Origin of the sequence: Sedimentimonas flavescens (genome assembly GCF_019264375.1) — a bacterium.
Taxonomy (GTDB): domain Bacteria; phylum Pseudomonadota; class Alphaproteobacteria; order Rhodobacterales; family Rhodobacteraceae; genus Rhodobacter; species Rhodobacter flavescens.
The window spans coordinates 201,234-220,306 of the sequence record NZ_JAHVAI010000005.1 but is presented as its reverse complement, the minus strand read 5'-3'; the positions used below and the strand labels follow the sequence as shown (position 1 = coordinate 220,306).

The following is a 19,073-nucleotide window of genomic DNA, read 5'->3' as shown; positions in this document are numbered from 1 at the left end:
GCCGCCCCGTAAGGGACGGCCCAGTAGCCGGGCGAGGAGGTATTAGAAGAAGCCCAGCTTGTTCGGGTTGTAGCTGACCAGCATGTTCTTGGTCTGCTGGTAGTGGTCGAGCATCATCTTGTGGGTCTCACGACCGATGCCCGACTGCTTGTAGCCGCCGAAGGCCGCGTGGGCCGGATAGGCGTGGTAGTTGTTCACCCAGACACGACCGGCCTGAATATGACGGCCGAAGCGGTAGCAGGTATTGATGTCGCGCGACCACACACCGGCGCCCAGGCCATACATGGTGTCGTTGGCGATGTGTAGCGCCTCTTCCTCGTCCTTGAAGGTGGTCACCGAGACGACCGGCCCGAAGATCTCTTCCTGGAACACGCGCATCTTGTTGTGGCCCTTGAGGATCGTCGGCTGGATGTAGAAGCCGTTCGCCAGATCGCCGTTGAAGCGCGCCGCATCACCGCCGCAAAGAACCTCGGCACCTTCCTCCTTGCCGATCTGCAGGTAGGACAGGATCTTGTCTTGCTGCTCCTGGCTGGCCTGCGCGCCGACCATGGTTTCCATCAGGCGCGGATCGCCCTGCTTGATGGCGTTCACGCGGGCAATGGCGCGCTCCATGAAGGCTTCGTAGATGTCTTCCTGGATCAAGGCACGCGACGGGCAGGTGCAGACCTCGCCCTGGTTGAAGGCGAACAGAACGAAACCTTCGACCGCCTTGTCAAGGAACGCATCGTCCTTGGCCATCACGTCCGAGAAGAAGATGTTCGGCGACTTGCCGCCAAGTTCCAGCGTCACCGGGATCAGGTTCTCGGTCGCGGCCTGCATGATCTTGCGGCCGGTCGCGGTCGAGCCGGTGAAGGCGATCTTGGCGATGCGCGACGATTTGGCCAGCGGCGCGCCAACCTCGGCACCATAGCCGTTGACGACGTTCAGCACGCCCGGCGGCAGCAGGTCGGCGATCAACTCGACCAGAACCATGATCGCGGCCGGCGTCTGCTCGGCGGGCTTCAGCACGATGCAGTTACCGGCGGCCAGCGCCGGGGCAAGTTTCCACGCCGCCATCAGGATCGAAAAGTTCCACGGAATGATCTGGCCGACGACGCCGAGCGGCTCGTGATAGTGATAGGCGACGGTGTCGTTGTCGATTTCCGACATCGAGCCTTCCTGGCTGCGCAGCACGCCCGCGAAGTAGCGAAAGTGGTCAACCGACAGCGGAATATCGGCGAAAGTGGTTTCGCGGATCGGCTTGCCGTTGTCCCAGGTCTCGGCAGCGGCGAGCAGGTCGAGGTTCGCCTCGAGCACATCGGCGATCTTCAGCAGGACGCTCGATCGATGCGCGGCCGAGGTGGTGCCCCAGCCCTCTTTCGCGGCATGGGCGGCATCGAGTGCCAGCTCGACATCGGCGGCGTCGGAACGGGCGACTTCGCAGACCTTCTCGCCCGAGATCGGGGTGACGTTGTCGAAGTAGCGGCCGTTGACCGGCGCCACGAACTTGCCGCCGATGAAGTTGTCGTAACGCGCCTTGAACGGCGAAACATGAACGCCCTGGAATTCGGAAGCCATATCATTGGCCATGGTTTTATCCTCCCTCAGTGACGGACCCTCCATGGGCCCGGGACGAGGTGAGGCTGTGGCATCGGGCCCGATCTGAATAGCAGGGCTGCACCTGCGGCATGGCCCGACTGTCTCAGGGGCGAGACAGTTGCAGCCGCAGAAACCCGGAATTTTGCGGGGGATTTATCTTTAGTCGCGGGATCAGGCGCGGGTTTCGCGCATCTCATCGATCAACGTGAGCATCGCGCTGACCGCGCGGGTCCGGTGGCGCTCGGGGTGCGAAATGACAACGAAGGGCCGTTCGGGGCGCGCCTCGCCCGCCAGCCGATGCACCGCCAGCCCCTGCCCGCGCCCGGCCCCCACCGCCCGCGCCGAGACAACAGCGACCGAGCGGCTTGCGGCGACGGCGGCCAGAACGGCCTCGTTCGAGGGGAGTTCCAGCACGACCTCAAGCTGCGCGACCGTCAGCCCAAGGGTCGCCAGATGCGCCTCGAAGACCGAGCGCGTGCCCGAGCCCGTCTCGCGCAGGATCCAGCGCAGCGCCGGATAATCTGACGCGCCGGGCGCCGGGCGGGTGGCAAGCGGATTGTCCTGCGCCATGATCAGCACCAGTTCATCGCGCGCAACCACCTGACGGCGCAGATCGCTTGGCGGAAGATCCCCCTCAACAAAGCCCAGATCGGCTGCCCCCTCGGTCACGGCCTGCGCGGCCTGATGCGTGTTGCCGACGCTCAGCGTGACCTCGATCCCCGGATGGCGTTCGCGCAGCGCCACAAGGCGCGCGGGCAGCCAGTAGCTTGCGACCGACTGGCTGGCGAAGATGCGCAGATGCCCGCGCGTCTGGCTGGCCAGATCGTCCAGCATCAGCCGCGCCGATTCCGCCTGACTGAGCACCGCACGCGCGGCGGGAATGAAGCTGCGGCCTTCTTCGGTCAACTCGATCCCGCGCCCGACCCGGTCGAACAGCCGCACCCCGTGCTGCGCCTCAAGCGCGGCAATAGCCGCAGAGACGGCGGACTGCGTCAGGCCAAGCGCCTGAGCCGCGCGGGTCATATGTCCGCGCCCGGCCACTGCCAGGAAGATGCGAAGTTGATCAAGGGTCATACGTAACTCATTCACAATTCCGATTGATTAAGCAAGAATAATGAATTGGATTGAATGACCATGCCTGCACCATGATGGCTCTACCCTGACGGAGCCGATCATGTCCCAGACCACCGCCCTTCCCGCCCCTCTGCTTTCCCGGCTCGCGCCGGGCTTGGTGCTTGCTGCCGGAATCGCAGCGGTTGCAACACTGGCGCAGCAGGCCTCGGGCATCGCGGCGCTGAACCCGATGGTACTGGCGATGCTGGCGGGCATCCTTATCCGCAATGCGCGCGGTGTGCCCGGCGCGGCGGCACCCGGCATCGCCTTCGCGCTGCGGCCCGTGTTGCGCGCCGGGATCGTGCTGCTCGGCTTTCGCCTGACGCTTGAACAGCTGGCCGAGGTCGGCGTTCCGGGGCTGATGGCCATTGCGCTGACGCTGATCGCCACTTTCCTGTTCACCAAGGCGGCTGGCCATGTGCTTGGCGTGGATCGGAAGTTATCCGAGTTGATCGCCGCGGGCAGCGCCGTCTGCGGCGCCTCCGCGGTGCTGGCGGTGAACACCGTCACCCGCGCGCGCGATGAGGACGTGGCCTATGCCATCGCCTGTGTCACCGTCTTCGGCACGCTTTCGATGTTGGGCTTTCCGCTGCTCGCAGGCGTGTTGCATCTGGCCGCCGAACCCTATGGCCTCTGGGCGGGCGCCAGCATCCACGAGGTCGCGCAAGCTGTCGGCGCTGCCTTCGCGCAGGGAGAGGCCGCGGGTCAGGCGGGTACCGTCGCCAAACTGAGCCGCTTGATGCTGCTTGCGCCCCTGATCCTCAGCCTTGGCGCGCTCGCGCGTCGCTCGGGGCGCAGCGAGGCCACGGGGCGCGCGCCAATGCCGTGGTTCGTTCTGGGCTTCGTGGGCGCGGTCGCGCTGAACTCCGCCGCGATCCTGCCCGACGCGCTCCATGGCCCGATTGCCAGCACCTCTGCCTTCCTGCTGACCACTGCGCTGGCCGCGATGGGGCTGGAAACCGATATTGGCAAGCTGCGCCTCAAGGGCCTGCGGCCGCTGGCACTGGGTGCGCTGGCTTGGATCTTCGTCTCGGTGACGGGGCTCGGCCTGGTTCTGGCGCTCTAGACCTCAAGCCCAAGCGCCTTGGCCTTGCGATAGAAGGTCGCGCGGCCAATCCCCAGATCGCGCGCAGCCGCCGAGACATTGCCGCCATTGCGCGCCAAGGCCCGTGCCATCGCGGCGCGCTGCGCCTCGTCCAGGCCGCTCAGCGTCTCGCGCCGTCCTAGGTCGAAAAGGTCGTTCGCGGGAAGGCGACCGATCTGGTTCTCCTCGATCCCCAGATGGCGACGCGCGGCGCGGGTCGCGCCGATCACCAGATCGTCGCGGTCCAGCGCCAAGAGCATCACCCCCTGCGGCGCGCTTTCCCCCGCGCCGGTCGAGAGGATTCGCGCCCCCTCGTAAGAGGCGCGGAACAGATCGGCTTCGATGCGCTGCGCCGCGTCCTGCACCGTCAGCGCGACAAGGCGTGCATAGCCCTCGGTCATATCCGCGCGGGCGGAGCTTACGTCGATCACGCCAGCCAACTCGCCCGAGGCCCCGAAGACCGGCGCACCCATGCAGGTCAACCCGGTGTTGGTCGAGCGGAAATGCTGGTCGCGCCAGACGACGACAGGCCGCCCCTCGGCCAGACAGGTACCGATACCGTTCGTACCCTCGGCCCCTTCGGACCAATCCGACCCGGGCACGAGGTTCGACGCATGGAAATGCCCGCGGTCGCCGTCGCGCACCCGTTCATCCAGCACCAGCCCGTCCGCATCCGACAGCAGCACCGAGCACCCCGCATCGCAGGCCGCGCGGGCCAGCCGGTCCAGCACCGGCGCCGCAATCTGCACCAGCAGGCCCGACTCCTCTCGCCGCACGCGCATTTCGGGCTGCGAGAGGCGCTCCAGCGGGCGGTGCTGACCGGGGTCGAGCTTGTGATGGATCATCGAGCGCCGCCAGCTTGCCGCAAAACCCGCGCGCCCGAGGGCGGCGGAGGAGGCAACGACCGAGCGCACGATCTCGACGTGATTACGTGCCGCGTTCCGATTATGCGACGTCATGGCGAAAGCCTCCCCTCTCTCTGACCCGTCCCGGACCAGAGATTAGCCAGTTCCAGCCACGGCGCAACGCCGTAGGTCGCAGATCGTGTTAGACCTTAGTCCTCGGCGCTCGGGGCGCCTTCCTCGTGGCGCTTGCCACGGAAACCCTGCGCAACGACGAATTTCTCGGAACTATCCTTGCGCGAGGCCGGCGGCTTGACGTTGGCGACCTTGTCGAAGTTCTTCTTGAGAACGGTCAGCAACTCCTGCTCGGCCCCGCCCGCCAGAACCTTGGCGACGAAGGTGCCGCCCTCTTCCAGCACGTCGAAGGCGAAATAGGCGGCGGCCTCGCAGAGCGAGATGATGCGCAGGTGATCGACCTGTTGGTTACCCGAGGCCGAGGCCGCCATGTCCGACATAACCACATCGGCCTTGCCGCCCAGCCAATCCTTGACGCGCTGCTCGGCCCCCTCTTCAAGAAAATCGAGCTGATGGATCTCGGCCCCGGCGATCGGCGTGACCTCTTGCAGGTCAACCCCCAGCACGGTCCCGACCTTCTTGCCCGACTTCTCGCCCAGAGCATTCACCCGCTTTACCGCGACCTGGCACCAGCCGCCCGGGGCACAGCCAAGGTCCACCACCCGCGCGCCGGGCACGAGGAAGCGGTATTTCTCGTCCAGTTCAAGGATCTTGTAGGCGGCGCGGCCGCGATAGCCCTCTTTCTTGGCGCGCACCACATAGGGGTCGTTCAGCTGCCGCTCCAGCCAGAGCGTCGAGCTGAGCTTGCGCCCCTTGGCGGTCTTGACGCGCACCCGCAGGTCGCGCTGGCCACGGCCAGAGGTATTCTTGCCGGTGGGGGTCTTGGTCATTTGATCGGTCCCAATTCTTCGAGCACGCCATCGGCGGCCATTTGTGCGTAAAGCAGCCCTTCGCGCAGTCCGCGGTCGGCCACCGACATCCGGTTGGTCGGCCAGACCCGCATCAGGGCTTGCAAGATTGCCGCGCCCGACATGATCAGCGTGTGCCGGTCACGCCCGATGCGCGGGTCGGCCCGGCGCCCCTCGGGACCGAGCGAAAGGAAGCTGCGGATCACGGTGTCGATCTGGTCCGAGGTCATCGTCAGACCATCGACCCGCGTGCGGTCGTAGCGTTTCAGCCCCAGATGGCAGGCGGCCACCGTTGTCACGGTTCCCGAGGTACCGATGATCTGAAAGCCCTCATGCGGGCTGCCAAGGCTGTAGGGCGAGAAATCGGCAAGCTTCTCCTCGAAGAACCAGCTCATCAGGGCAAAGCGCGCGGCGTCATCCTCGACATCTCCGAACTGGTCCTTGAGTGTCGCCACGCCAAGCGGAACCGAGATCCAGTCGACCACGCGGGCGGCAGGCTCGGGGCCCTCGGGCTGATTGAAGCCGCCCGACAGGCGCATGATGGCCCGCGCGCGCTCGACCGGTGGCACATGCGAGATGTCGATCCACACCAGTTCGGTCGAGCCGCCGCCGATATCCACGACCAGAAGCTGCTCGGTGCGCGCATTGACCAGCGAAGCGCAGGAGATCACCGCAAGCCGCGCCTCTTCTTCAGGCGGGATGATTTCCAGCGGCAGGCTGGTTTCACGCCGTACGAAGCGGATGAAGTCACGCGCGTTACCGGCACGGCGGCATGCCTCGGTCGCGACAAGGCGCATCCGCTTGACGCCATGTGACTCGATCTTGCGACGGCAGATTTGCAGGGCCTGTACCGTGCGCGCCATGGAACTGCGCGAAAGCCGGCCCGAGGCCTCAAGGCCCTGACCCAGCTGAACAGCTTTCGAGAAGCTGTCGATGACCTGAAACTGATTGCCCTTCGGTCGGGCGATCAGCATCCGGCAACTGTTGGTGCCAAGATCGAGCGCAGCATAAAGCTCGCCCTTCTCGGCGGTTTGGGTCGCGGTCGGCTCAACCGTTTTCGGGAACGCGCCCGCGGACCGGGGACGCCTGGGCGCCATTATTCACGCCCTCCGATTTCAAGTTACCCTCAAGGTAGCGGCTTGCACGTCACGGTTCAAGGTGTCGTATCCGTGTCGGCGCCCTTTCACGCCATGAGGCATCCTCATCTTTATGATGCGAATTTTTCCGATCCCCTGCGGTGGCAAGAAAGCCGCGCTTTGGCTAAGCAAATGCAGCGAGGTCGCCAACCCCTCGTCAAATGTCGAAATCCGTCATCGGGCGCGTCGCATCCGGGCGTATCTGTTGAGAGAGAGGGAATCATCATGGCAGAGATCACGATCGTCTTCTGGCGCGACATCCCGGCACAGATCATCGCCGGGAAAGGGCGGCGCGGGGTCAAGAAGCCCCTGCCCGAGCGCTTCGAACAGGCTATCGACCGCTGCGCAATGAAGATCGGCGCCCGCGACAGCGACGCCTATCTGGCCGAGTGGCGCAAGGTCGTCATGGGGCTGCGCGAAGGCTCGGACGAAGAGGCCGCAGAGGCCGAACTCGCCCGGATTCTCTCTGACTACGACGCGGCACGCATCGCCGCGCTGATCAACAACGACGGCTGGGAAGCTTCCCCGCCTGCCTGACGGAGAGAGGAATGGCGCTTTTGAACTTCCGCCGCGAGCCCGAAGCCCCCACCAACGGGGTCGTGACCGCCTTCCTGGAAGGCTTCTCGATCGAGGTAATGCCGCGCACCGCGTCCAAGATCGACGATTTCCGGCCGCTCCTGCCCAAGGGCACGCGCGTCTATATCGCGCATATCGAAGGCACGCCGATCGAAGAGATGCTCGCCACGGCCAAGCGCCTGCGCGAGGAGGGCTTTGAGCCGATGCCGCATTTCCCGGCGCGCATTATCAAGGACGAGGCCACGCTGAACGACTGGGTCACCCGCTACAAGGGCGAGGCTGGCGTGCATCAGGCGCTTCTGCTGGGCGGCGGCGTCAAGCATCCGGCGGGCAGTTTCGACAACTCGATGCAGTTGATCGAGAGCGGCGCCTTCAACGGCTTCTCGCGTCTGCACATCGCCGGCCACCCGGAAGGCAACCGCGACATCGACGCCGATGGCGGTGATCGCGTCGTGATGGAGGCCCTGCGCTGGAAGCAGGCCTATTCCGAGCGCACCGATGCCGACATGGCGATCGTCACGCAATTCGCCTTCGAGGCCAAGCCGATCATCGCCTGGGCCGACCACCTGGCCGCCAATGGCATCCACATGCCGATCCATATCGGCGTCGCGGGCCCGGCCAAGCTGCAAACGCTGCTCAAATTCGCCATCGCCTGCGGCGTCGGCCCCTCGCTGCGCGTGCTGCAAAAGCGCGCCAAGGACGTGACCAAGCTGCTCATGCCCTTCGAGCCGACCGAACTGGTGGCCGAACTTGCCGCCCACAAGGCCGCCAATCCGAACTTCGGCATTGAGGCCGTGCATTTCTTCCCCCTCGGGGGTATCACGACCAACGCGACCTGGATCGCGGACCACACGAAAGGCTGATCATGACCCGCACCGTAATCGAGTCCAAAACCAAGACTGTCGTGATCGGCTTTGACGAGCCCTTCTGCGTCATCGGTGAGCGGATCAACCCCACCGGCCGCAAGAAGCTGGCCGCAGAACTGGAAATGGGCGATTTCACGACCGTCGAAAAGGACGCGCTGGAGCAGGTTGCCTGCGGTGCGACGGTGCTCGACATCAACTCGGGCGCGGTATTCTCGAACAAGATGGCCGAAGACCCGCGCTATGCCGACAACAACTTTGTCGAGCCGCCGCTGATGGCCGAGCTGATTGCCCGCGTTCAGGCGATCACCGACGTGCCGCTGTGCATCGACAGCTCGGTCCCCGCCGCGCTGGCCGCGGGCCTAGAGGCCGCCGAGGGCCGCCCGCTGCTGAACTCGGTTACCGGCGAGGAAGAGCGTCTGGAACTGGTTCTTCCGCTGGTCAAGAAATACAACGTGCCGGTCGTGGCGATCTCGAACGACGATACCGGCATTTCGGAAGACCCCGACGTGCGCTTTGCCGTCGCCAAGAAGATTGTCGAGCGCGCCGCCGATTTCGGCATTCCCGCGCATGACATCGTGGTGGATCCGCTGGTGATGCCGGTGGGCGCGATGGCCACGGCGGGCCGTCAGGTCTTCACGCTGGTGCAGCGCCTGCGCACCGAACTGGGCGTGAACACCACCTGCGGCGCTTCGAACATCTCGTTCGGCTTGCCCAACCGTCACGGCGTCAACGCGGCCTTCCTGCCCATGGCGATTGGCGCGGGCATGACCTCGGCCATCATGAACCCGGTCCGCAGCCAGGAGATGGAGGCCATCCGCGCCGCCAACCTGCTGATGGATCACGACGCCAACGGCACCGACTGGATCAAGCTGGCCAAGGTGCTTGAAGCCATGAAGGAAGGTGCGAGCTTCGCCGAAGCCTCGGCCGCAGCAGCGGCGGCTGGCGGTGGCCGCGGTCGGCGCCGCGCACGGGGCTGATCCCACGCGTTCTTTATGAATCGAACACGACGCCCCGAGGATAACCTCGGGGCGTCGTGCTTTTGTGCGCACCGATCCGATGTGTCAGGCTTGACGATGGCATTACGATGGTGGGAGGATCGGGGCAAAGACAACCCATTACGCCACCAATCAATATTTATCAGCGCGTTACGGGTCGCAATTAAACCGAAACTCAGATCCGGGCGGGATTGAATCGCATGGCAGTTCAGTGATCCAGCGCAGCTTCCCAAGGTTCTTGCAGCTCGCAGCAATTGCGATCACGCTTGCCGCCTGCGTGCCGCAGGGCGATAGGCAGCCCTCAACCCGCGCCAGTCAGCCGCGCCATGTCATCCCCGAGATCGGAGCGGATCTGATGGCCGCGCCCGCTGCGCCACGCGCGGCGATGCCTTCCAATGCCCAACTGGCGCGCGATTTCCTTGACCTGACCTTCGCGCTCGAAACCGGCCGCGATCTGACCTATTTCAGCCGCTTCGAGGGACCCGTGTCGATCACCCTCGCCCCCGGCGCCCCCTCTGGCGCGCGCGAAGAGTTGGAGCGTCTGATCGCACGACTGCGCAACGAAGCCGGGCTGAGCGTGACCACCGCACCCGGTCAGGCCAACCGCATCACGGTGGCCTTCGTCTCGGAGCGCCAGCTGCAATCGAGCGTCCCGAACGCGGCCTGTTTCGTCGCGCCCAATGTCGATGGCTGGGACGATTTCCGCCGCAACCGGCGCGGCGGAAGCACCGACTGGACTCAGGTTACGACGCGGCGCCTCGCCAGCGTGTTCATCCCCGCCGGCGCGCCGCAGCAAGAGATCCGCGATTGCCTGCATGAAGAACTCAGCCAGGCCCTCGGCCCGCTGAACGATCTCTATCGGCTGCCCTATTCGGTGTGGAATGACGACAACTTCCACACTGTTCTGACGCGCTTTGATATGCTGATCCTGCGCGCCTACAACGCCCCCGAACTGCGCTCCGGTATGACCGAAGGCGCGGTGGCCGCGCAACTTCCCACGGTTCTGGCCCGCATCAACCCCGGCGGCGGGCCGGTGTTCGAGACTTACTCAAGCCCTACCCCACGCGCCTATATCAGCGCCATCGAGGCTGCACTGGGTGCTCAGTCGAACCCCTCGCGGCGCCTCGGTTCGGCACAGGAGGCGCTCCGCATCGCCCGGGCCGAGGGCTGGCACGACACGCGCGCGGCCTTCGCCTGGTTCGCGCTTGGGCGCCTCGCGATGCGCGATGATCCGCAGGGGGCGGTGCAGGCGCTGTCGAACGCCCGCACGATCTACGCCGGAATTCCGGGCACCGCGATCCATATCGCCCATGTCGATGTGCAGCTTGCCGCCGTGGCGCTTGGCACCGGGCGCGCGGAGCAGGCGCTGACGCTCGCCGATCGTTCCCTTCCGGCGGTTCAGGCTGCGCAGAATGGCGCACTGATCGCCACCATCCAGCTGATCCGGGCCGAGGCACTTGCGCGACTTGGACAACCCGAGGCGTCGCGGCAGGCGCGGCTCGACTCGGCCAACTGGGCGCGCTATGGCTTTGGTTCGGATGCTGCGGCGCGTGCCCGGGCGACCGAAATCGCGCTACTGGCCAAGGCCGGCGCGCAGGTGAATTGAGCGGCGCTTGGCGCCCGCTAGGAGGCGGAATGATTGTTATCGCAGCGGTTCTGATCGGCGCGATCTGGGGCTACCGCAAGGCGGCCCGCGCGGGCGGAAACGGGTTCGACAAGGCGCAATATGCTGCCGTCCACGCGATTGCACTTGGCGCTCTGGGCGTTATTGTCACAATCCTGATCGACCGGGCGATCTGAGATGTTCCTGCCGTTTTTCGATACACTCAGACGCGCGGGGGTGCCGGTCTCCCTGCGCGAATATCTCAGCTTTCTCGAAGGGTTGGCAGCCGGTCTTTGCACCTATGACGTCGATGAGTTCTACTATTTCGCCCGCGCCGCGCTGGTCAAGGACGAGCGCTACCTAGACCGCTTCGACCGCGCATTTTCCGAGTCATTCCAGGGCCTTGAAGCCATAAGCTCAGATGACGTCCTGAATGCCGTCGATCTGCCCGAAGACTGGCTGCGCAAGCTGGCCGAACGCCACATGACCGAGGAAGAAAAAGCGCAGATCGAGGCGCTTGGTGGGTTCGACAAGTTGATGGAGACGCTCAAGCAGCGCCTCGAAGAGCAGAAGGGCCGCCATCAGGGCGGCAACAAGTGGATCGGCACGGCCGGAACCTCGCCCTTCGGTGCCTATGGCTACAACCCCGAAGGCATCCGCATCGGGCAGCACGAGTCACGTCACAAACGCGCCGTAAAGGTCTGGGACAAAAGAGAGTTCCGCGATTTCGACGACAACATCGAGCTTGGCACCCGCAACATCAAGGTCGCGCTCAAGCGGCTGCGCCAATGGGCGCGCCACGGCGCGGCGGAGGAACTCGACCTGCCCGGCACGATCCGCGCCTCGGCCGAGGCAGGTTACATCGACGTCAAAACCCGCCCCGAGCGGCACAATGCCGTCAAGGTGGTGCTGTTTCTCGATGTCGGCGGCTCGATGGATGCCCATGTGAAGCTGGTCGAAGAGCTGTTTTCGGCCACCAAGGCCGAGTTCAAGCACCTCGAATACTGGTATTTCCACAATTGCCTCTACGAGGGCGTCTGGAAATCCAACCGCCGCCGTTGGGATGAGGTTACGCCCACCTGGGACGTGCTGCATCGCTATGGCCCTGACTACAAATGCATCTTCGTGGGCGATGCCTCGATGAGCCCCTATGAGATCACCCACGCAGGCGGCGCCAACGAGCACTGGAACCAGGAGGCAGGGCATCTGTGGCTGACCCGTGCGCGCGAGCAATGGCCCGACAATGTCTGGCTCAACCCCGAGCCGGAGCGGTTGTGGAATTACACGCAATCAATCGGCCTCATCCGAGAGATCTTCGAAAACCGCATGTATCCGCTGACCCTTGAGGGGATCACCCGGGCGATGAAGGTGCTGGGATGAGGCGCCTGCGCCGCCTCTGGCACGAACAACGCCTTGTTGTGATCGTTTTCGCGCTCGCGGTCGGGCTGACGCTGTTCTTCGGTGGCCGGATGGTGGCGCGTGCGATCTACTGGGCCGACCCGGAGCATCGCCAGCAGCACCCCGAAGCCTGGATGACACCTCGCTACATCGCCCGGAGCTGGCATCTGCATGTCGAGCAGGTCGACGCCGTCATCGGCATCAGCAATGGCCCCGAGCTTGTCGGATCGGGTCCGCCCACCTTGGAGCATATCGCCGAAGTGCTGAACGTGCCCGTTGCGGAGCTGATTGAAAAGCTCGACACGGCCCTGCCCCAACTGGCGACGCCGGATCGATGACAGGTGTGGGCGTCACCGACTGGCTGATGGCGCAGCTTCCGGTCTATGGGCCTTGGCTGCTTGGCATCACAACCTTCCTCAGCTGCCTTGCGATCCCGGTTCCGTCTTCGCTGATGATGATCACCTCGGGCGCCTTCGTTGCCTCGGGCGATCTGCAACTGGCTAGCGTGGCGGGGGCGGCCTACGTTGGGGCGGTCGTCGGCGATCAGGCTGGCTTCTGGGTCGGGCGGCGCGCGCAGAGGGTGCTGCCAAGCCCCGAGACTAAGCGCGGCAAGCTTGTAGCGAGCGCGCTCAACCAGCTTGAGAAGAAAGGTGCCATTGCGGTTTTCCTCTCGCGCTGGATGTTCTCGGCGCTCGGCCCTTGGGTCAATTTGGCAGCCGGGGCCTCGGGTTATGCCCATCCCCGCTTCAGCCTTGCTGGCGCCCTGGGCGAGGCCGTCTGGGTCACGCTTTACGTGGGGCTTGGGATCGTCTTCGGCGCCAATCTGGATGCGGCGGCGGATCTGGCGGCGAACGCGCTTGGCTTCCTCGCGGCGGGCGCGCTGGCCGTGGCGCTTGGCTGGTGGCTCTGGCGGCATCGTTGACCGCATCGCCCCCGCGCCCCATATTCTGCCCATGCTCCGCTTTCTTCCCTTCATCCTGCTGATCGCCTACGGCCTTGCGCTGTGGCACTTCTCGGCTTGGTCGCTCAAGCGCCAGCTGGATCAAAACTCACGCCGCCTGCGCGACACGCGGCTGCAGCCGGTGCTCGACCGGCTGGCCGAGGCGCTTGGTGTGCCCGACCTGCCCGTCCACGTCTTTCAGATCGCCCCTGTGAACGGGCTTGCCGCGCCCGACGGGCGGATCTTCCTGACCGAAGGCTTCATGGAGAAATACCGCGCAGGCGAGGTGACCCCCGAAGAGATCGGCTCGGTCGTGGCGCATGAGTTGGGTCACGTCGCCCGCGGCCATTCGCGGCGGCGAATGATCGACTTTTCCGGCCAGAACGCCCTGCGCATCTTGCTGATGACGCTGCTTGGCCGCTTGCTGCCCTTCATCGGCATCTGGATTGCCAATGTGCTGACGACAGCGCTAGCCGCGCGCCTTAGCCAGCGCGATGAATTCGAGGCGGACGAGTTCGCCTCGGCCCTGCTGATCAAGGCCGGGATCGGGGTCGAGCCGCAGATCTCGCTGTTCGAGAAGCTCGACGCACTGACCAAGAACCCCGGAGAGGGCGTCCCCGCCTGGCTGCTGACCCACCCCAAGACCCCCCGACGCGTCGCGGCGATCAAGGCCAATGCGCAGCGGTGGGGTGCCGCGTAACGGCTTACCTTCGCCGCGCGCTTCCGCTACGGTCCCGCGAAACGAGGCCGTCATGAGTGAAACCGCCCCCAAACGCGTGCGCCGGCGCCGGGTGTTCTACATCCCCGGCTACGACCCCTTTCCCCCGCGCCGCTACCGCGAGCTGTACCGCAGCGAAAGCGCCCGGCAGGCCGCGATCTCGGGCTACCAGATCGCGCTTTCCCCCGCGCGCGAGGGCGGATCGCATGGCTGGCAGGTGCAATCGACGCAAGACGGCAACACGGTCGAGACCGAGTTCGAGGTGCTGCTGTGGTCCGATATCGTGCGTGGCTCGATGGGTGCCTCGATCCCGGCAACCTACGGGCAGTTGCTGCGCACCGCTTGGATCTACACCACGAGCGGCGCGCTGTTTCGCCTGATGCGGCTGCGCAAGGGGCCGATCATCGCAGCGCTTTATCCGGTGGCGGCCCTGCTGTTGCAGGCCATGATCGCCATGGCGCTTGGCTGGGGTGCGGCGTTTCTGGCGCACGACCTGCTCGGGACAATCCCTGCCGCTCTCGTTGGCCTAGCGACTGCGGCGCTTCTCCTGCGCTGGTTCCGCGCGATGGATCGCCATGTCTTCGCCTATTACCTGATGCATGACTTCGCCTTCTCGGCGCGTTGGCGCGGGGCCTACCCGCCCGAGCTTGAGGCCCGGATGGCGCTATTCCGCGACACCATCGCCCGCGCCCTGCTTGAGGATTGGGACGAGGTGCTTGTGGTCGGCCACAGCTCGGGCGCGCATCTGGCCGTATCGATCCTGTCCGACCTTCTGCGCGCGGACGGTAAGGCCCCCGGCCTGTCGCTGCTGACACTTGGGCAGGTCGTGCCGATGATTTCCTTCCTGCCCGATGCGCAGCGTCTGAGGCGCGACCTAGCCTTTCTGTCAGCACACAAGGATATCGCCTGGGTCGACGTCACCGCGCCCGGCGATGGCTGCGCCTTTGCGCTCTGCGATCCGGTCAAGGTATCGGGGGTCGCGCCCGAAGATCAGCGCTGGCCGCTGATCCTTTCGGCGGCCTTCACGCAGACGCTTGCGCCCGAGACATGGGCCCGCCTGCGCTGGCGCTTTTTCCGGCTGCATTTCCAATATCTTTGCGCTTTTGAGCAGCCGCGCGACTACGACTATTTCCGTATCACCGCAGGCCCCGAAACCCTCGGGGATCGCTTCGCCGGCCGCGCGCCTTCGAAAAGCCGGATCGAGCATCCCGTCAATCGCCACACCTCCCTCGCATGACCCTGCCGCCCAAACCCGCCGCCCGCCCCGATCGCGTCTCGCTCTGGCGCTACCTGCGGCTGTTTCGGCAAGACATCCTCTCGGCACAGCCCGCGCGCCTTTACCGCGCATGGATGGCCGAGTTCCGCACCCTCTTCTTCCGCTCCTACCTGTGCAACGACCCCGAGCTTGTCTCCCGCGTCCTCAAGGACCGCCCGCAGGACTTCCCCAAGTCGAACCGGATCCGTGAGGGGCTGCGCCCGCTTCTGGGCAACAGCGTCTTTCTGACCAATGGCGAGACATGGGCGCGCCAGCGCCGCATCATCGACCCGGCCTTCGAGGGCGGCAAGCTGCGCGACAGCTTCCCCGCGATGTGGCAAGCAGGTGGGGCTAGCGTCGCGCGACTGCACCTTAAGATCGACAAGCAGGCGATTGATATTGAAGAGGAAACATCACACGTCGCGGCAGATGTGATCTTTCGCACTCTGTTCTCGATCCCGATCGAGGATGAAACCGCCGCGGCGGTCTTTCACGCCTTCCGCGCGCATCAGCGCACCGCGCCGGTGCTGAACCTCGGGGCATTTCTACCGCTGCCGCGCTGGTTTCCGCGCTTTCACGCGCACAAGACCAAGGCCACCGCGCAGCACATTCGCCGCCTCATCACCCACCTGACCGCCGAACGCGCGCAGCAGATCGCAAGAGGCAACGCTCCTGACGATCTGGCCACCAAGATCATGACAACGCCCGACCCCGAGACCGGGCGCGGCTTCGACACCGATGAGATGGTCGATCAGGTCGCGATTTTCTTCCTGGCGGGGCATGAGACCTCGGCCTCCGCGCTGGCCTGGGCGCTTTACTTGCTGGCGCTTTACCCGGAATGGCAGGAGCGCGTCGCCGAGGAAGCACTCGCGCTCGACACCGCGCCGGGCGACTTCGCCGTCCTTGGCGCGCTACGCCTGAGCCGAGCGGTGTTTCGCGAGGCGCTGCGCCTCTACCCGCCCGTGCCGATGCTCGTGCGTGAGGCCACCTGCCCCGAGACCTTCCGCGAACGCCCCATCCGCCCCGGCGACCAGATCGTGCTCAGCCCCTGGCACCTGCACCGTCATGAACGCATCTGGGACGCGCCCGACGCCTTCGACCCCGCCCGGTGGGAGACTGAGAACGCCCGAACCGCCGCACGCTGCGCCTATCTGCCGTTTTCCACTGGCCCGCGCGTCTGCCCGGGCGCGGGCTTTGCCATGGCCGAGGGGCCGCTGCTACTGTCGATGATCGCGCGGGATTTCGTGCTGGAGCCGGTCGCGGGACGCACCCCCGTCCCCGTCGCGCAGCTTACGGTGCGCGGCAAGGACGGGATCTGGCTGCGGCTGACGCCGCGCCGCTCTCAGAGGCCGTAGATCGCGCCGAACTTCTCTTCGAGGTAGTCCAGCAGCGGCTCTTCGCTTGGGGTGAAGCCGCAGGCGTGCTCGATCGTCTCGCGCGGCGGGCGCAGGCCGCCGAAGCACTGCAGATTGTCGCGCAGCCAGTCGGTGGCGGGCTTGGCCGAGCCTTCGGCCAGCGCCGCGTCGATCCCCTGAACCGCGCTGCGCATCGCCTTGTTGAGGCAGCCCGCATAGACATTGCCAAGGCTATAGGTCGGGAAATAGCCAAACAGGCCCACCGACCAATGCACATCCTGCAAGAACCCGTGCGAGGGCCGGTCCACCTTGACGCCGAAATCGGCCTCGAACCGGGCATTCCAGGCCTCTTCGAGATCCGCGACCTCAAGATTTCCGGCGATCAGTTCACGCTCCAGATCGAAGCGCATCATGATGTGCAGGTTGTAGTGCAGCTCATCCGCCTCGGTGCGGATGTAACCCGGATTGACCCGGTTCACGCAGGCGTAGAACGCGTCGGGGCTATCGACGCCGAAATCGCCGAAGGCATCGACCATACGGGTATACAGCCAACCCGCGAACGCGGCAGAGCGGCCCAGTTGGTTCTCGTAAATCCGGCTCTGGCTTTCGTGAACCCCCATCGACACCCCCCGCCCGAGCGGCGAGAACAGGTGCTGCCGGTCGATGCCCTGCTCGTAGCACGCATGGCCGGTTTCGTGGATGGTCGAGTAGATGCAGTTGAACGGGTCGCTCTCGACGACGCGGGTGGTGATACGCACATCGTTGCCCGAGCCGGAGCAGAACGGATGCACCGCCATATCAAGGCGCCCGCGCGTCCAGTCATAACCAAAAGCCGCCGCCGCCGTGCGCGCAAGGCGCAGTTGTGTAGCCTCGGGGAAGACGTGGTCAAGCTTGGCCACCTTGCGATCGGCGCCAAGCACCTTTTCGCGCAGGGCCACCAGACGCGGACGCATCCGGTCGAACATCTCGCCAAGCTCGCCATGCGTCACGCCCGGCTCGTAATCATCGACCAGCGCGTCGTAGAGGTCGCCTTCGGAAAGGCAGGCGGCTTGCTCGCGCTTGAGGCGCACGACCTCTTCGAGCGTGGGTAGGAAGGCCGAGGGGTCTTCGGCGGCGCGGGCCTCGGCCCAGATCCCCTGGCTGAGCGAGGTCAGGCGCGCAAGCTCGCTGGCCAGTCGCGCGGGGATGCGGGTCTCGCGGTTGTAGCTGCGCGCCACAAGGTCGATGAAGCGCGCCTCTTCGGGGGTTTTCGCCTCGGCACGGGTCAGCCATACCTCGATCCGCGGATTGGTGCGGCGCGCATGCAGAACCGATTCAAGCGCGGCCATTTCTTCGGCGCGCTGTTCGACAGAGCCGCGCGGCATCATGGTTTCCTGGTCCCAGCCAAGACGCTCCGAGATATGCGACAGCGCCTCGGTCTCGCGTTGATAGGCGATGAGTTCCTGAAAAGCTGTCATTTCGACCCCCGGATTGATTGCACGACAGGCGTGCGGGCAAGGTGTTGGGCACGGATGGTCAGCACCCACAGGACGACCGCACCCAATTGATGCGCCAGCCCCAGCCCCATCGGCGCTGCATGCATCACCGTGACGATGCCAAGCGCAACTTGCAACAGCAGCATCGCGCCGACCCAGGCGAAGGCGGTTTGCGTGACGGCATGAGCCGAGCGGCGCCCGCGAAATGCCACGAACAGCCCGAAGGCCAGCAGCAAATAACCCACCATGCGGTGAATGAACTGCACAAGGGCCGGATTTTCAAAGAAATTCGTCCAGAGCGGCGTATAGGCGAACGCCTCGGACGGGAAGAACTCTCCCCCCATCAGCGGCCAGTCGATATAGCCACGCCCGGCGTCGATCCCGGCGGTCAGCGCCCCCAGAAGGATCTGAACGAAGGCAAGATGCCGCACCCCGGTGGCAAGACCGGCCAGCGCCGGCTCGCCCACGCGGCGCGATTGCATCAGGTCGGACTCGCTGCGCGCAAGCGTGAAGGCGTAAGAGGCGATCAGCCCAAGGATGGCGAAGGCAAGCCCCAGATGGACCGCAAGGCGGTAGGAGGCGACCGAGGTCATCTTGCCCTCTAGCCCCGAGGCCACCATCCACCAGCCGATCGCACCTTGCAGCCCGCCCAGTAGTCCAAGCCCCAGCAGGCGCGGTGCCCATCCCTTGGGGATGCGTTTGGTCACCCAGAAGCCAAGGAAGCCCACCGCCCAGACCAGTCCGATCACGCGACCAAGCTGACGATGGCCCCATTCCCACCAGTAGATACCCTTGAACTCGGGCAGGGTCATATTCGGGTTCTGCAGGGTAAATTGCGGAATCTGCTGATATTTTTGGAATTCCGCCTGCCAGTCAGCCTCGGACATCGGCGGCATGGCGCCGGTCACGGGCTTCCATTCGGTGATCGACAGCCCGGCATCCGACAACCGCGTGGCCCCACCAACGCCGATCATCACCACCACCAGCGCAAACAGCACGAAGAGCCACAGCCGGATCGCCGCGCGCGCGCCCTTGGGACGCTGGTCGATCATGCCGCCGCGTGGCGCGGGCGCGGCACCGGCCTGCCCCACCTCTTCGAAAATGCTGCGCTTCTGGCTCATCCGTGCCTCCCTCTGGCTCAGGCCGAACCTAGGCC

At 65.3% G+C, this 19,073-nt stretch carries 19 protein-coding genes; 12 read left to right on the top strand and 7 right to left on the bottom strand.

The features are described from left to right. Positions 1-42 precede the first annotated feature (42 nt). On the bottom strand, positions 43-1,569 hold the full coding sequence (gene adh / locus KTQ37_RS07135; RefSeq protein WP_218629805.1) for an aldehyde dehydrogenase: 1,527 nt from the start codon (positions 1,567-1,569) through the stop codon (positions 43-45). A gap of 180 nt (positions 1,570-1,749) precedes the next feature. After that, positions 1,750-2,652 (bottom strand): LysR family transcriptional regulator, encoded by a 903-nt coding sequence (locus KTQ37_RS07130; RefSeq protein ID WP_218629804.1) that lies wholly within the window; start codon positions 2,650-2,652, stop codon positions 1,750-1,752. Between the two features lie 100 nt (positions 2,653-2,752). On the opposite strand from KTQ37_RS07130, the gene KTQ37_RS07125 reads away from it, so the two are divergent. Then, positions 2,753-3,757: a YeiH family protein gene (locus KTQ37_RS07125; RefSeq protein ID WP_218629803.1), complete on the top strand. Its 1,005-nt coding sequence runs from the start codon at positions 2,753-2,755 to the stop codon at positions 3,755-3,757. On the opposite strand, the gene KTQ37_RS07120 is transcribed toward KTQ37_RS07125, so the two are convergent. The 3 genes from KTQ37_RS07120 to KTQ37_RS07110 all read right to left on the bottom strand — a co-directional run bounded on the left by KTQ37_RS07120 (position 3,754) and on the right by KTQ37_RS07110 (position 6,697). Then, on the bottom strand, positions 3,754-4,734 hold the full coding sequence (locus KTQ37_RS07120; protein ID WP_218629802.1) for a GAF domain-containing protein: 981 nt from the start codon (positions 4,732-4,734) through the stop codon (positions 3,754-3,756). The two genes, KTQ37_RS07125 and KTQ37_RS07120, sit on opposite strands and share 4 nt — an antisense overlap. A gap of 95 nt (positions 4,735-4,829) precedes the next feature. Next, positions 4,830-5,582, bottom strand: a complete 753-nt coding sequence (locus tag KTQ37_RS07115; RefSeq protein ID WP_218629801.1) for an RlmE family RNA methyltransferase — start codon at positions 5,580-5,582, stop codon at positions 4,830-4,832. Continuing rightward, complete coding sequence (locus KTQ37_RS07110; RefSeq protein ID WP_218629800.1) at positions 5,579-6,697, bottom strand: Ppx/GppA phosphatase family protein; 1,119 nt, start codon at positions 6,695-6,697, stop codon at positions 5,579-5,581. The genes KTQ37_RS07115 and KTQ37_RS07110 overlap by 4 nt, the downstream gene beginning before the upstream one ends. A 264-nt stretch (positions 6,698-6,961) precedes the next feature. On the opposite strand from KTQ37_RS07110, the gene KTQ37_RS07105 reads away from it, so the two are divergent. The 11 genes from KTQ37_RS07105 (at position 6,962) to KTQ37_RS07055 (ending at position 16,442) form a co-directional block, all read left to right on the top strand. Then, complete coding sequence (locus KTQ37_RS07105) at positions 6,962-7,273, top strand: virulence factor (protein ID WP_218629799.1); 312 nt, start codon at positions 6,962-6,964, stop codon at positions 7,271-7,273. A gap of 11 nt (positions 7,274-7,284) precedes the next feature. Continuing rightward, positions 7,285-8,175, top strand: a complete 891-nt coding sequence (locus KTQ37_RS07100; RefSeq protein ID WP_218629798.1) for a methylenetetrahydrofolate reductase — start codon at positions 7,285-7,287, stop codon at positions 8,173-8,175. A gap of 2 nt (positions 8,176-8,177) precedes the next feature. Further along, positions 8,178-9,155, top strand: a complete 978-nt coding sequence (locus tag KTQ37_RS07095) for a methyltetrahydrofolate cobalamin methyltransferase (RefSeq protein ID WP_218629797.1) — start codon at positions 8,178-8,180, stop codon at positions 9,153-9,155. A gap of 256 nt (positions 9,156-9,411) precedes the next feature. Beyond that, the gene (locus KTQ37_RS07090; RefSeq protein WP_236021110.1) at positions 9,412-10,779 is read left to right on the top strand and encodes a DUF2927 domain-containing protein; all 1,368 of its coding nucleotides are present in this window, start codon (positions 9,412-9,414) and stop codon (positions 10,777-10,779) included. A 29-nt stretch (positions 10,780-10,808) separates the two neighbouring features. Continuing rightward, complete coding sequence (locus KTQ37_RS07085; protein WP_218629796.1) at positions 10,809-10,973, top strand: hypothetical protein; 165 nt, start codon at positions 10,809-10,811, stop codon at positions 10,971-10,973. Between the two features lies 1 nt (position 10,974). After that, positions 10,975-12,156 carry a vWA domain-containing protein gene (locus KTQ37_RS07080; RefSeq protein ID WP_218629795.1) on the top strand — a complete coding sequence of 394 codons (1,182 nt, stop codon included), beginning with the start codon at positions 10,975-10,977 and terminating at the stop codon, positions 12,154-12,156. After that, positions 12,153-12,512 (top strand): hypothetical protein, encoded by a 360-nt coding sequence (locus KTQ37_RS07075; protein ID WP_218629794.1) that lies wholly within the window; start codon positions 12,153-12,155, stop codon positions 12,510-12,512. The genes KTQ37_RS07080 and KTQ37_RS07075 overlap by 4 nt, the downstream gene beginning before the upstream one ends. After that, a complete protein-coding gene (locus tag KTQ37_RS07070) occupies positions 12,509-13,096 on the top strand; it encodes a DedA family protein (protein WP_218629793.1) in 588 nt (195 codons plus the stop codon). The genes KTQ37_RS07075 and KTQ37_RS07070 overlap by 4 nt, the downstream gene beginning before the upstream one ends. A 31-nt stretch (positions 13,097-13,127) precedes the next feature. Then, the gene (locus KTQ37_RS07065; RefSeq protein WP_218629792.1) at positions 13,128-13,814 is read left to right on the top strand and encodes a M48 family metallopeptidase; all 687 of its coding nucleotides are present in this window, start codon (positions 13,128-13,130) and stop codon (positions 13,812-13,814) included. A gap of 52 nt (positions 13,815-13,866) precedes the next feature. Continuing rightward, on the top strand, positions 13,867-15,069 hold the full coding sequence (locus KTQ37_RS07060; protein WP_218629791.1) for an alpha/beta hydrolase family protein: 1,203 nt from the start codon (positions 13,867-13,869) through the stop codon (positions 15,067-15,069). Beyond that, entirely contained in the window at positions 15,066-16,442 is a 1,377-nt protein-coding gene (locus KTQ37_RS07055; protein WP_218629790.1) for a cytochrome P450, read from the top strand. The genes KTQ37_RS07060 and KTQ37_RS07055 overlap by 4 nt, the downstream gene beginning before the upstream one ends. On the opposite strand, the gene KTQ37_RS07050 is transcribed toward KTQ37_RS07055, so the two are convergent. Further along, the gene (locus KTQ37_RS07050; protein ID WP_218629789.1) at positions 16,430-17,899 is read right to left on the bottom strand and encodes a carboxypeptidase M32; all 1,470 of its coding nucleotides are present in this window, start codon (positions 17,897-17,899) and stop codon (positions 16,430-16,432) included. The two genes, KTQ37_RS07055 and KTQ37_RS07050, sit on opposite strands and share 13 nt — an antisense overlap. Continuing rightward, positions 17,896-19,038 (bottom strand): heme A synthase, encoded by a 1,143-nt coding sequence (gene ctaA / locus KTQ37_RS07045; RefSeq protein WP_218629788.1) that lies wholly within the window; start codon positions 19,036-19,038, stop codon positions 17,896-17,898. The genes KTQ37_RS07050 and ctaA overlap by 4 nt, the downstream gene beginning before the upstream one ends. Positions 19,039-19,073: the final 35 nt, after the last annotated feature.